Genomic DNA, 10,986 nt, shown 5'->3' on the forward strand with positions numbered 1-10,986 from the left:
TGGCCCGGCGCCCGGCTCAGATGTCGCCCGTGCCGCCGATTTCCTCCGATACCTCGCTGCGCAGGCGAGGCCCCAGTTCCATGCGTCGGTTGAGCGATTCCACGAACCGTTCCCATCGTTCCTTGCCCATGGCCTGCGCGGCCTTCATGGCGGTATCGGGAAGCGGCGCGGTGCTCGTCAGCCAGAAGCGGATGAACAGCGCCAGCGTCTCGTTACCGAGCTCGACATGCCATTGAAGCCGCCCGAGGTCGCGGCTGATCCGATCGAGCCGGCGCGCCAGCGCTGCTTCGAGCCGCTCGGCACCGTCGGGCGAGAGGAAGGATTCGAGTGCCGCTTCAAGGACCGCGGTCTGCGAGGCGCGGCGCGCGCGGGCGTGATCGGCGAGCTGCCGGGTGAGATCCGCAGGCAGGCGGAACGTGCTCTTGACGCGGGGCGTCCTCACAGGTCGATCCCGTCGTTCGGGTCGAGCGAGGCGTTGCGCGCGTTGCGCGCCATCTGACGCTCGGCGGCCCGCTGTAGCTGGTGTTCCTCGGCCTCGTCCTCGTTGTCGAACTCGAACTCGCCGTGCGGCGCGCTCGCAGCGGGCGCGATGTCTTCATGCGCGCCAAGGCCCGGCTCGCGGCGCAGACCGGAATTGGCGTTGTCGGCCGAGCCCTCGCCTATCCTCGCTTCTGCTTCTTCATCCGCTGGAGAAACGGATGAGGATACCGATTGGGCGCGGGGTATCAGCGGCGGCGCGACGGGTTCCAGGAAAGACCAGTCGTCACGCGGGCGGGGCGTGGCTTTCGGTTCGGCGGGGTCAGGCGGCGGCAGCAAACGAACCCGGAAGCGCGGATCGCTATAGTAGCGCGCTTTCGATGCCCGGATCGGTGCCAGGCCGGACACCATGACGATCTCGTCGCCGGGCGGCAATTGCATTACCTCGCCCGGCGTCAGGAGCGGTCGTGCGGTTTCGGTCCGCGAGACCATGAGATGGCCGAGCCAGGGGGAAAGCCGGTGGCCGGCATAGTTCTTCATGGCCCTGAGTTCGGTCGCCGTCCCCAGTGCGTCCGAGATGCGCTTGGCGGTGCGCTCGTCATTGGTCGCGAAGCTCACCCGCACATGGCAATTGTCGAGGATCGCGTTGTTCAGACCATAGGCCTTCTCGATCTGGTTGAGGCTCTGCGCGATGAGGAAGGCCTTGAGACCATAGCCCGCCATGAAAGCGAGCGCGCTCTCGAAGAAGTCGAGCCTGCCGAGTGCCGGGAATTCATCGAGCATCAGCAGGACGCGGTGCCGGTTGCCCGCAGGATTGAGCTCCTCGGTCAAGCGACGCCCGATCTGGTTCAGGACGAGCCGGATCAGCGGCTTGGTCCGGCTGATGTCGGACGGCGGCACGACCAGATAGAGCGAGACGGCCTCCCCGCCGTCCACCAGATCCGCGATCCGCCACTCCGACTTGCCGGTGACCCGCGCCACGACCGGATCGCGGTAGAGGCCGAGAAAGGACATCGCGGTCGAGAGGACACCGGAACGCTCGTTCTCGGACTTGTTGAGCAGTTCGCGCGCGGCCGACGCGATGACAGGATGGACACCGGCCTCCCCCAGATGCGGGGTCGTCATCATGGCCCGGAGCGTCGTTTCGATCGGTCGCCTGGGGTCCGAGAGAAAGGCGGCGACACCCGCGAGCGTCTTGTCGCGTTCGGCATAGAGGACATGGAGGATAGCTCCGACAAGCAGCGAATGGCTGGTCTTTTCCCAGTGGTTACGCTTCTCGAGGCTTCCTTCGGGGTCAACGAGCACGTCGGCGACATTCTGCGCGTCGCGCACTTCCCACTCGCCCTTGCGGACCTCGAGCAGCGGATTGTAGGCAGCCGACTTCGGATTGGTCGGGTCGAACAGCAGGACACGGCCGTGCCGGCTGCGAAACCCCGCTGTCAGCTGCCAGTTCTCGCCCTTGATGTCGTGGACGATGCAGCTCTCCGGCCAGGCAAGAAGCGTCGGCACGACGAGACCGACGCCTTTGCCCGAACGCGTCGGCGCGAAGCAGAGAACATGCTCGGGTCCGTCGTGCCTGAGATAGCGCGCCGCGAGCCGGCCGAGCACGACGCCCGTCTCGCCGAGCATCCCCGCCTTGCCGATCTCGCGAGGCGTCGCCCAGCGCGCCGACCCATAGGTTTCCGCCTTTTTCGCCTCGCGTGCGCGCCAGACCGACAGGGCGATCGCAATGGCGATGGCGAGCAGACCGCCCGAGACGGCAATGGCCGCCCCCCGGAGGAAGATCGCCGGCGCATAGGCATCATAAGCGAACCACCACCAGAAGAAGGCCGGCGGGGGATAGACCGGCAGGTCGCCGATCACGAACCACGCCTTGCCCAGCGCTCTTTGGTATCCCAGCGCATGGGCGGTCCACTCCGTCGCCCCCCAGACGCCGCCCAGCACGACGCCGAAAACGATGACGATCTGCCCCCATAGGATCTTCGTTGCACTCACCTGCGCTTCTCCTGTGGAAATGGACGGGACGGCATCACAGACCAGGTCCCCTGGTTCGGCCGGGTGCCCAGTCGACATTGCCGCCCGGGCCCAGTGTCCCGCGCACCTGGCCGCCGAGATGGGCTTCGAGTGCCGGGCGCCAGGGCACGAGCTGGAAACCCAGCCCGTCGTCGATCATCGCGAAGCGCCCCGAGGCAAGCGTCACACGCTCGCGGTAGATGCCGCTGACATGCTCGCCGGGCGCCGACGGGCGATGCGGGAGACCCGTCCGGTCGGTGATCGCCTCTGTTGCCAGGGCGAGCTCGCGCGCGCGAAGCGTCGCGACAAGGTCTTGGGCGAAGAGGAACCCCTGCCCTTGCCGGCGCGCCAACCCTGCTCCTTCGAGGAAGTGCGAGCGCGCCTCCAGCGCCGCGCGGATATCGGCGCCGAAGCCGCTGCCGGTGGGAAGGGGATCCCGGGCGACCAGCTGGCGGTCGAGCCAGGTCGCCCCGGACGCGGTGATCTGCGCCTCGAGCGGCAGGTCGGACCGCGTCGCGAGCGATGACCGATCGCGTGCTTGCCGGTCCTGCCAGGAGCGCAGCTCGACGATGGCGCCCGGCCGCGCGTCGCCGGTCATCTCGATATCGTCGAACCGCAGATGGTGAAGGCGGCCGTCTGCACCATCGACCACCGCATAGGCCGAGCCGGCAAGCTCATCGTCGAGGCCGCGTTCGACGAACCGCCCCAGGACCGGATCGGCGGGCGAGCCCGCATGAATGGCGAAGCCTGCCGGATCGGCCGTGCGGCCCTCGGCAAGGATCGCGCGGTACATTGTCTTGATGATGTCGGTCCGGATGGCGAGATCGCGCAAGGTGCGTTCGGCACCGGGCCGCATCGTCCAGCAAACCGGGCCTTCGCGGTCGGCGAGTCCGAGCCGCTCGAGCGTCGTCGCCCGGCCGATGAGAAGCTGCCGCATGCCCGGATCGTCCCGCGGGTCGGGCCTTAGGTCGATGGTGCCGTCGATCCCGCCGGCCATTCGCTCGAGCGAGCGGTCGAGGCTCGTCCAGCGCTCGGCGCCGACTTCCCGTTCGAGCGCGGAGCGGATCTCGTGCCCGGTTCTGGGGCCAAGCTCGAGCGTCGCGCGTTCCTCGGCGCGGGCGCGCAATCCTTCGCGGATATAGTCGCGGTCGATGACGAGGTCGGTGCCGTCCGTGGCCACGCCGCGCACCAGGATGTGGATGTGCGGATTGTCGGTGTTCCAGTGATCGACGGCGACCCAGTCGAGCGGCGTCGACAGGTCCCGGGCCATATCCTCCATCAACTCGCGCGCGAAGGTCCGGAGGTCGGCCAGGTCGGCGGCATCCTCAGGACTGACGATGAAGCGGAAATGATGGCGGTCGTCTTCGCAGCGCGCGGCAAAGGCATCGCCGTCGGCGGCATCGGACCGGGCATCGAACAGGTTCGCGTCGCGCCCGTCGCGCGTCACGCCGTCGCGTTTCAGATAGGCGACATGCCGGGCGAGCGGCGCCGCGCGAAACCGCACGCCGTGATGGCGGACCACGCGCGCCTTGATGATCACCCGGCGGCTTGCGCTTTGGCCGCCGGTGCGCAGCCGCGCGATCCGGCCGCGCCCGGCGGCGCCGGTACCGCGTCCCGACTTGCCGCCGCGCCTCGCATGGCCGGCCCTTGCAGCAGCCCGGCGGACCTGGGCGGCAAGGCTCTGGGAGCGCCTGCCCACCCCACTCCCCGCATCCCGGCTTCGCCCTGGACGAATTTGGAATTCATTCTCGTCGCCCGTCATCGGACCGCATCCGCCGCCGGCGCCAGACGCTCGGGCGTTGAATTCCTTGGGAAAATCCCGGAAGGCGCCAGACGCCCGATCGGGGTGCCAGACGATTTCCTTCCTGTTTCACAACCACATAGCCGCCCCCGGCTGGCGCGCCTTTTATCTCGCCATCGCCCCTTCCCTCCCTGCAGAACCTCCCGCACGCTCTCAGGCGAGAGCGCCAATCGAGCAACGGGCTGCACGCGCCAGGCGATTTCGGTCACAGCCTGGGCTGCCCGGAAAGAGGGACGAAGAGGAGGTTTGCCGGGCCCGCGACATCCCGGCTCGCTGCTGTCGAACGGCCGTCTTCGCCATCGTTTCGGGCGGCGACAGCAGCAGACGGAGCGGATAGCTCTCTGGACGAGACAATGTCCGCCTTTGAGCCCGCGAAGAGCGCCGCATCGCGCCAGGATGGCGGCGCGAGCTCAGGCGTCGCGATGTCGGCGACGGCCAGCGTCGGTACGATGCGGCGCACATAGGCGGTGGTTTCCGCAGGCAGCCTTCGACCGGTCGTCCGCCAATCGTCGACCCTGCCGGGCCCGGCGTTATAGGCCGCGAGCGCGGTTGCGGGATTGCCATAGCGATCGAGCATCTCGCGCAGATAGGCGGTGCCGCCAAGCACGTTCGCCCGAATGTCGAACGGGTCCTGCCCGAGACCGTAGCGGGCGGACAGCACGCCCCAGGTGGCGGGCATGAGCTGCATCAATCCCATCGCGCCCGCCGGCGACACGGCGCGCGGATTGCCGCCACTCTCCGCCCGGATCACGGACCAGATCCACATCTCCGGAATGCCGAAACGGCGCGAGGCTTCGGTCACAGCCGTCATCAGGGCATCCGCCGGGAGCGCGCCACCGGCGGCGACGGATTGCAGCGGTTTTCGTGCTTGTGCCGCACCAAAAGGGACCGCGCAGACGAGAAGGATGGCCGCACCGGCGCGCATCGCGCCTGCACGGCATCGGCTGATGGCGCGCATGCCCCTAGCCCGCCTTCGGGCGCCGCACGCGCGGCGACCAGAGCAGCAGGTGCTCGCCGTCCTGCGCGGGCGAGCGCAGCAGATTGGCTCGGATCGGGCGCGGAAATGTCGGGCAATCGAGCTGCACCGCGACATAGTCGCCGGCCTTGTCCGAGCGATGGCTCCAGCCGGCGCCGACCTCCACCGTGCCGTCAGCGGCCTCGAGCATGATACGCCAGTCTGGCGTCCGTTCGGCGCCGGGCGAAGACAGGCGCACCAGGCGGAGCGCCACATCGAGCGTCAACGTTTGAAGTCGTCCGGCATAGCCGTCAGGGGATTGCGTGAAGGTACCGATTTGCATGCGTGATGCTCCTTTCGTCATGGTTGGGAAGTGGATCGGAGCGCGCGCGACTGGCCACCAGCGCGCCAGCAAAGCGCGGCGCCCGGCGTGTCGCGCGTGAGAAGCGGCGTCGCGCGGCCGATCAGGCCCGCAGCCGGCACGGGCCCGAAGTAGCGGCTGTCGAAGCTATCGGCGGTGGGATTGAGGAGAAACAACTCGCCCTCCCTGATGCGGCGGCAGCCCTGCCAGAACGGCAGAATCCGGGCATGGCTGTCGAACGGCCGGGCAAGCGCTACGAGGCGGCCGGCGATCGTGACGGCGCCGCCGCTGCGGCAGACGATCTGCCCGGGAAGCGCCGCGACATGCTTCAGGAGCGGAACGCCGAGGGCGAGATAGTGGCGCTCCACCATCATTCTGGCCAGCAAGGGCGGTGGCGAGATGGCAACGAGGTCGCCGGCGCGCAGCATGGCGCCGGGATGGACGCGATAGAGTCCGATCGGCGCGCTGGCACTGGCGTTCCAGAGCAGCCGGGGTTTCGGAGCAAACCGGCCGATCGCTGGCACCAGGACCGCGCAAATACCGGCAATCCCGAGCGCAATCGGAGCCATGCGCGGCCGCCTCATTGCCCGAGCGCCTTGCGCTTCAGCCAGGCGCGGTGTCGCTCCGCGGAATATGGCCTGGGGACCTCGCCCGAAGCGATCCGATTGCCGACATGCCGCCAGTGATCGGGCGCGGCGTCGCACGGATCGACGCCTGCTCTTTCCACCGCGTCGATGGCGGCGAGCACCTGGGCGACCCTGGGCCAGCCCTCGACCGAGAGATGGATTTCGCCACCGGGCTGCACAAAGGGCAGCGTCGTATAGCCCTCGCCTTCGCCTGGCGCGCGCAGGATATCGATCCGAGAATGGATCGTGCCGAAGTCGTTGGCGCTCCAGCGGACGAACGCGAACATGGCGCCGGGCCGAAAGGACACGAAGCGCGTCCGCCGTGTCGCGATGCGCTCTGCGGCGATGCGACCGAAGCGGATCCAGTGCTCGAGGCGCTTCTCGATCCAGATGAGTTCGACTTCGGTTCGTACGGAACCGGTGCGTCCGGTCCGCACCGGCGGCAGCCGTCCGAGAGGCATTGCGACGGTCATGAGCGTACCCCGAAGGAAGCATGGGAAGATCGGGCGCCGCGGCGTGTCGCCGCCGCTGCGGGTGCGCTGCTGCGGCCGGCGGGCGGGATCGGGCGCAGGCCGGCGCCGATAGCGCATGGCAGCGCGCCGCGCGTTAGCAGGAATCCGAAGGATTCCCTTCTATTAGCATGGTTAGGCGCGATCATTTTCCAATGATCGCAGCAGCTTATATGCGCATCCGGTTCCCGATAGGACGAGGATGCGGTTCCTGATGGGACGAGCTGTCCGGTTCCCGATAGGACGAGGGTCATGGCCGCTTGTCCACAGGCTTGAGGCGCACGCGCCGCATGGCGGCATCGAGCGGATCGACCGGCAGTGGGGCGAAGTACAGGCGTTCCCGGCCGAATGCACGCTCGATCGCGAGCGTGTATCCAGGAAGGGATTGGCGCCGCACGATCGCACGCAGCTCGAATGCAAAGCGTTTGCGCGGCGACAGCACGCCCGACTTCAGGTGGAGATGCGCAAAGTCGAAGCTCCAGCCGCCCGGCTGGCGCCCGCCATGCTTGCGCACAAGCCGGTAGAGCCAGCGCTCGAGACCGCCGGTCAGGCTGAAATATTGGCGGTCGATCGTGAGAACCAGCGCGCGGTCGAGCACGCCTGCATAGAACCAGTCCGGCAGGATGAGTTCGATGCCAAGCGGCCTGCCCTGCACATCGAAGCGTTCCTGCCATTCGTTGATCCAGGAGAAGCGATGGCGTCGGCGCTGGTGCTGCTGACGGATCGAGGTCGCGACGGTCGTCGACTGCAGACGGTCGAGTGCGGCGCGCAGGCGGTCGTAATTGTCGCGGCCCGTTCCCCGCCCGGTGAAGGTCAGGATCTCATAAGGCGTGGTCGCCATCAGCCGCGAGGTCGGCCGACCAGCGTCGCGCGCCTCGACGATCTGGCTTGCCGCCCAGAGCAGGATATCGGCGTCCCAGATCGTCGCCATGCCGTGCTCGGGAACCGCTTCGACCGAGATCCAGGTCTCGCCCATGCGAAAGTCGATGGGCGTCACGCGCTTCGATTTTGCGAGGCTGAAGAACGGCCAGACCATCAGATCCTGCGCGTCGCGCAGTGCAATGTCGCCAGGGATCGAGCGGAAAAGCTCGAGCTGCGCGCGCTCGCCAAATGCAGCCGCTCGGGATGAACCAGCGTGCGACATCAGCGGCGCACCGGCCCGTCGCCGTGCCAGACGGGGGCAATCTTCATGATGGCGGTCGCGGTCGGCTTGTGCAGCCCTTGCTGCAGCCAGGCATCGAGCGCCTCGAGCGTATAGAGAACGCGGCCCCCGAGCTTGTGATAATCCGGACCTGTCCCGCAGTAGCGATGCTTTTCGAGCGTGCGCGGGCTCAACCCGACGTGAAGCGCCGCGTCGGGGGTTTTCAGGTAGCGGGGCGGACCATGCGGTCTCGCGTCGTCCATGTGCGGTCTCCGTCGAATGGGCTCGGCGGACCGTGACGGAGAAGGGCGAAGCAGGCGGAGCGGCTATTTTGGACGCGGCACTTTTGTCGCACCTGAAGCAGGCGTCATCCGCACAGGAGCGTGCGATAGCCGCCGTTCATCAGCGTCATGGCCTCTTCAACCAGGCGTTGGGTCCGCCGCCGCTGGGACGACGACTTCCATTCGGCGCCGCGCCCGACGCTCAGCCCGGAATAGACGATCTTCCGCGCAAGTTCGTACGACGTGTAGGCCGCGGCTGGTGCCAGGACGGCATCGAGCAGGTCGAGCAGCAGCGATAATCGCTGCCGCTGGAACGTCGTCGGCCGAAATCCGGGCGGCAGTCGTGCCGGCGGTGCGCCGGCCAGGCGCCGGTCGAGGCGCCGCACCGCTGCATGGCGAAGGTCGACATGATCGTCGCGGATCAGCACATAAGCGAGCGGGCCGATGTCCTCTGCCGCGCGCATCCACAAGCGGTGCAGCCCATCCACATCGCGCAGGATCATGTGCCGCCCGCTTGCATCGCGGTGGTCCGCGGCAATGATCGGCCAGGCCTCGATGTCGCGCGGATCGAGACCGGGATAGCCCCCAGGCGCGGGTTCGACGATGACGGTCGTTGGCGAAAGGGACGGCGCCCAGAGCGCGGGCGCGTGCCCGGGCGAGTCGTCAGGCGAGACCGGGAAAGATCAGCCCCCATCGTCGGGCCATGACCTCCGGGTCCGGTCCGTTCGGGTCGACCCTGTCGAGGTGCAGTTCGGCATATTCGCGACGATAGTCCGGGTTGCGCCGCAGGAACTCCTGTGCGAACCCGGCAATGTCCAGGCCCCCTCGCGGATCCTCGAACGTGCTTTGCCGGCCTGCCATACGCCCTCGCACAAATCGGCGCGCAACTTGGAAGGTGGCGGTTTCTTGGGACATTCCGCCAATTGGGGAGCGGCCTCCCCAGAAATGGGGAGCCCGCCGGCATGGTCGTCGGCGGGCCCGCCCGGATCAGTTCGGGTTGCGATTGCTCGGCCGCGTCCAGACCAGATCATAGGCGCCCTCGTCACCCTCGAAGAGCTGGCAGAAGATCGGGGCGACAAAGCCGGGATCATCCAGTTTGACCGAAAGATAGGGTCGATCGTCATTGGTCCGCTTCGTCCAGGCGGCCCCGACTTCGGCGTCGTTGACCAGCACCCGGTGCGTCGGCGCATTGCCGTTCGGGTTGGTTTCGGGAACGATCCGGACCGATTTCGACTGGACCGAAAGGGTGATGATCTGGCCGCGGAACTCGCCCGAGACCTTCTTGAAGCTGCCGATCTTCGCCATGATGAAATTCCTTTTCCGAGAGTTCGAGGCGCTCGATTGCAGCCTCGATGCGCGGTTCAGGCCGGATGGCGATCGGCGTCGCAGCGTCAGCCCGTAGCGCCAGCGAAGGACCCGTACGGCTAGCTTTCTTGGCTCGCGAGGAACGGCGGTACGCCGGGGGAAGAAAGTTCGCCGGGCGGGTTGCGACACGCCGATCGAGCGGAACGCGCCCTTCCGGCAGGCGCATCCATTCGAGGCGACAAGCGAGCACGGAAAGCGATTCGGGACGGAACCGATAGGCGGTGGTCGTGATGCCCGGGAACGGGCGATCTTTGTGGGCCAGCTATGCCCTGCCCTGCACAGGTCTTCGGCTGGTCATCCGATGCCGCCAGGCACCGCGCCCGCCTCGACAGCTGGGTCTTCCAGATGCGGGAATCACGTCCGGATGGACGGCGCAAGCGATCCTGGGCGATCCCTTTTTCTCGGCAAGGATGCGCCCGATTGGGTGACGCGTCGCCACGCTGCGACGAGGGTGGCCAGGCCTCCAGTCCAGCTCACCAGGTCGAGCGTCAGACCCGGATCGATCGCAAGGCCGGCGATGCCGTGCGCGGCGTGGTATCCGGCGAATGCCGCGGGAAGTGCGAAAGCAAGCGCGATGCATGCGCGCAGAACCGGCGACTTTATCAGCGCGAATGCGAGCTCGGCGACGACGAGAAGGAGAATGCCGGCGCCAAGGCCGCCCAGAACCGAGACGATATAGCCATGATCGTGGCCAAGCAGCCAGAACATCGCACCGAGCCCAGCATAGAAAGGCAGCGCGTGGACGGCGAGCCGGAAGACCAGCCACAGTGCATAGAATCCGGCAAAGATCGCCAGGACAAGGAACAGGGTCATAAGCGTCCTCCATGACATGTCGTCATCGGACGCGCCCGCCACCACCTCCACAGCGCGATCTGCGCATGAACCCTAGCACGGCCCCATCCGGCCGCAAGTGGTGCCGGACGACCCTGCCCCAGTCGCCGCATCGGGCTAGCGGGCGAACGGGTCATATTCGCGGACGATCTGTGCGGGATCGCCGTCGAATTCCTCGCTCGGCATGGCGAAGAATCCCTTGTCCGTCCTGATCAGGAGAACGATGGTCATCAGCGTGCGCGAGAGGGTCCAGGCGAAGGATTGCGCGGTTGCGAGCGGCATCTGGAAGGCTCCTGTGCTGGAGCGGAGACCGTCCCCGCCCGACAGGTGCCCCGCCGGCCGGGGACAGGCCGCAATCACCGCGCCGCCCGGCGCGGCCGCACGCGCGCGTAGCGGACCCTTTACGGGTTGATTGAAGGAGGCTTGTCCTCGCGCCCGGGGATCAGCATCGTCGGGCGGGGCGGCTCTCCGCTCCTTGGGAATCTGCCCCAATGCCGATCGAATATGCTCTCGACGCCCAGGGGTAGGCCGTGCGAGCAATCACGGATGAATGACGGGGATACAGGCAGCGGGGGGGGGGGCCCCCCCGGGGGGCGGTTTAATGATGGGGTGTGGGGGGGGGGTTG

Annotated in this window: 14 protein-coding genes; all 14 read right to left on the reverse strand. The window is 67.5% G+C overall.

Annotation, left to right across the window (positions count from 1 at the left end; genetic code table 11):
• Positions 1 to 16: 16 nt before the first annotated feature.
• Positions 17 to 442 (reverse strand): CopG family transcriptional regulator, encoded by a 426-nt coding sequence (locus AAHM44_RS23795; RefSeq protein ID WP_342251542.1) that lies wholly within the window; start codon positions 440 to 442, stop codon positions 17 to 19.
• Complete coding sequence (locus AAHM44_RS23800) at positions 439 to 2,472, reverse strand: conjugal transfer protein TraG (protein WP_342251543.1); 2,034 nt, start codon at positions 2,470 to 2,472, stop codon at positions 439 to 441. The genes AAHM44_RS23795 and AAHM44_RS23800 overlap by 4 nt, the downstream gene beginning before the upstream one ends.
• Before the next feature lie 34 nt (positions 2,473 to 2,506).
• Positions 2,507 to 4,252 (reverse strand): relaxase/mobilization nuclease domain-containing protein, encoded by a 1,746-nt coding sequence (locus tag AAHM44_RS23805; RefSeq protein ID WP_342251544.1) that lies wholly within the window; start codon positions 4,250 to 4,252, stop codon positions 2,507 to 2,509.
• A 244-nt stretch (positions 4,253 to 4,496) separates the two neighbouring features.
• On the reverse strand, positions 4,497 to 5,249 hold the full coding sequence (locus AAHM44_RS23810; RefSeq protein WP_342251545.1) for a lytic transglycosylase domain-containing protein: 753 nt from the start codon (positions 5,247 to 5,249) through the stop codon (positions 4,497 to 4,499).
• 4 nt (positions 5,250 to 5,253) lie between these two features.
• On the reverse strand, positions 5,254 to 5,589 hold the full coding sequence (locus AAHM44_RS23815; RefSeq protein WP_342251546.1) for a DUF736 domain-containing protein: 336 nt from the start codon (positions 5,587 to 5,589) through the stop codon (positions 5,254 to 5,256).
• 17 nt (positions 5,590 to 5,606) lie between these two features.
• Positions 5,607 to 6,176 (reverse strand): S26 family signal peptidase, encoded by a 570-nt coding sequence (locus tag AAHM44_RS23820; protein WP_342251547.1) that lies wholly within the window; start codon positions 6,174 to 6,176, stop codon positions 5,607 to 5,609.
• 11 nt (positions 6,177 to 6,187) lie between these two features.
• Positions 6,188 to 6,694: a DUF2840 domain-containing protein gene (locus AAHM44_RS23825; protein WP_342251555.1), complete on the reverse strand. Its 507-nt coding sequence runs from the start codon at positions 6,692 to 6,694 to the stop codon at positions 6,188 to 6,190.
• 298 nt (positions 6,695 to 6,992) lie between these two features.
• Entirely contained in the window at positions 6,993 to 7,886 is an 894-nt protein-coding gene (locus AAHM44_RS23830) for a replication initiator protein A (protein ID WP_342251548.1), read from the reverse strand.
• Complete coding sequence (locus AAHM44_RS23835) at positions 7,886 to 8,146, reverse strand: helix-turn-helix transcriptional regulator (RefSeq protein ID WP_342251549.1); 261 nt, start codon at positions 8,144 to 8,146, stop codon at positions 7,886 to 7,888. The genes AAHM44_RS23830 and AAHM44_RS23835 overlap by 1 nt, the downstream gene beginning before the upstream one ends.
• A 104-nt stretch (positions 8,147 to 8,250) precedes the next feature.
• The gene (locus tag AAHM44_RS23840) at positions 8,251 to 8,769 is read right to left on the reverse strand and encodes a DNA -binding domain-containing protein (protein WP_446746021.1); all 519 of its coding nucleotides are present in this window, start codon (positions 8,767 to 8,769) and stop codon (positions 8,251 to 8,253) included.
• A 58-nt stretch (positions 8,770 to 8,827) separates the two neighbouring features.
• Positions 8,828 to 9,025 carry a transcriptional regulator domain-containing protein gene (locus tag AAHM44_RS23845; protein ID WP_342251551.1) on the reverse strand — a complete coding sequence of 66 codons (198 nt, stop codon included), beginning with the start codon at positions 9,023 to 9,025 and terminating at the stop codon, positions 8,828 to 8,830.
• Positions 9,026 to 9,151: 126 nt separating this feature from the next.
• Positions 9,152 to 9,469, reverse strand: a complete 318-nt coding sequence (locus tag AAHM44_RS23850; RefSeq protein WP_342251552.1) for a DUF736 domain-containing protein — start codon at positions 9,467 to 9,469, stop codon at positions 9,152 to 9,154.
• A gap of 414 nt (positions 9,470 to 9,883) precedes the next feature.
• Positions 9,884 to 10,342 (reverse strand): hypothetical protein, encoded by a 459-nt coding sequence (locus AAHM44_RS23855; RefSeq protein ID WP_342251553.1) that lies wholly within the window; start codon positions 10,340 to 10,342, stop codon positions 9,884 to 9,886.
• Positions 10,343 to 10,477: 135 nt separating this feature from the next.
• Positions 10,478 to 10,642 (reverse strand): hypothetical protein, encoded by a 165-nt coding sequence (locus AAHM44_RS23860; RefSeq protein ID WP_342251554.1) that lies wholly within the window; start codon positions 10,640 to 10,642, stop codon positions 10,478 to 10,480.
• Positions 10,643 to 10,986 lie beyond the last annotated feature (344 nt).

Source organism: Sphingomonas sp. OTU376 (genome assembly GCF_038440415.1).
GTDB lineage: Bacteria > Pseudomonadota > Alphaproteobacteria > Sphingomonadales > Sphingomonadaceae > Sphingomonas > Sphingomonas kyeonggiensis_A.

Coding starts and splice junctions, on each gene's coding strand:
- AAHM44_RS23810 (WP_342251545.1), bottom strand. CDS start 5,249: ATGCGCGCCATCAGCCGATGCCGTGCAGGCGCGATGCGCGCCGGTGCG.
- AAHM44_RS23850 (WP_342251552.1), bottom strand. CDS start 9,469: ATGGCGAAGATCGGCAGCTTCAAGAAGGTCTCGGGCGAGTTCCGCGGC.
- AAHM44_RS23805 (WP_342251544.1), bottom strand. CDS start 4,252: ATGACGGGCGACGAGAATGAATTCCAAATTCGTCCAGGGCGAAGCCGG.
- AAHM44_RS23820 (WP_342251547.1), bottom strand. CDS start 6,176: ATGGCTCCGATTGCGCTCGGGATTGCCGGTATTTGCGCGGTCCTGGTG.
- AAHM44_RS23845 (WP_342251551.1), bottom strand. CDS start 9,025: ATGGCAGGCCGGCAAAGCACGTTCGAGGATCCGCGAGGGGGCCTGGAC.
- AAHM44_RS23855 (WP_342251553.1), bottom strand. CDS start 10,342: ATGACCCTGTTCCTTGTCCTGGCGATCTTTGCCGGATTCTATGCACTG.
- AAHM44_RS23860 (WP_342251554.1), bottom strand. CDS start 10,642: ATGCCGCTCGCAACCGCGCAATCCTTCGCCTGGACCCTCTCGCGCACG.
- AAHM44_RS23830 (WP_342251548.1), bottom strand. CDS start 7,886: ATGTCGCACGCTGGTTCATCCCGAGCGGCTGCATTTGGCGAGCGCGCG.
- AAHM44_RS23835 (WP_342251549.1), bottom strand. CDS start 8,146: ATGGACGACGCGAGACCGCATGGTCCGCCCCGCTACCTGAAAACCCCC.
- AAHM44_RS23825 (WP_342251555.1), bottom strand. CDS start 6,694: ATGCCTCTCGGACGGCTGCCGCCGGTGCGGACCGGACGCACCGGTTCC.
- AAHM44_RS23815 (WP_342251546.1), bottom strand. CDS start 5,589: ATGCAAATCGGTACCTTCACGCAATCCCCTGACGGCTATGCCGGACGA.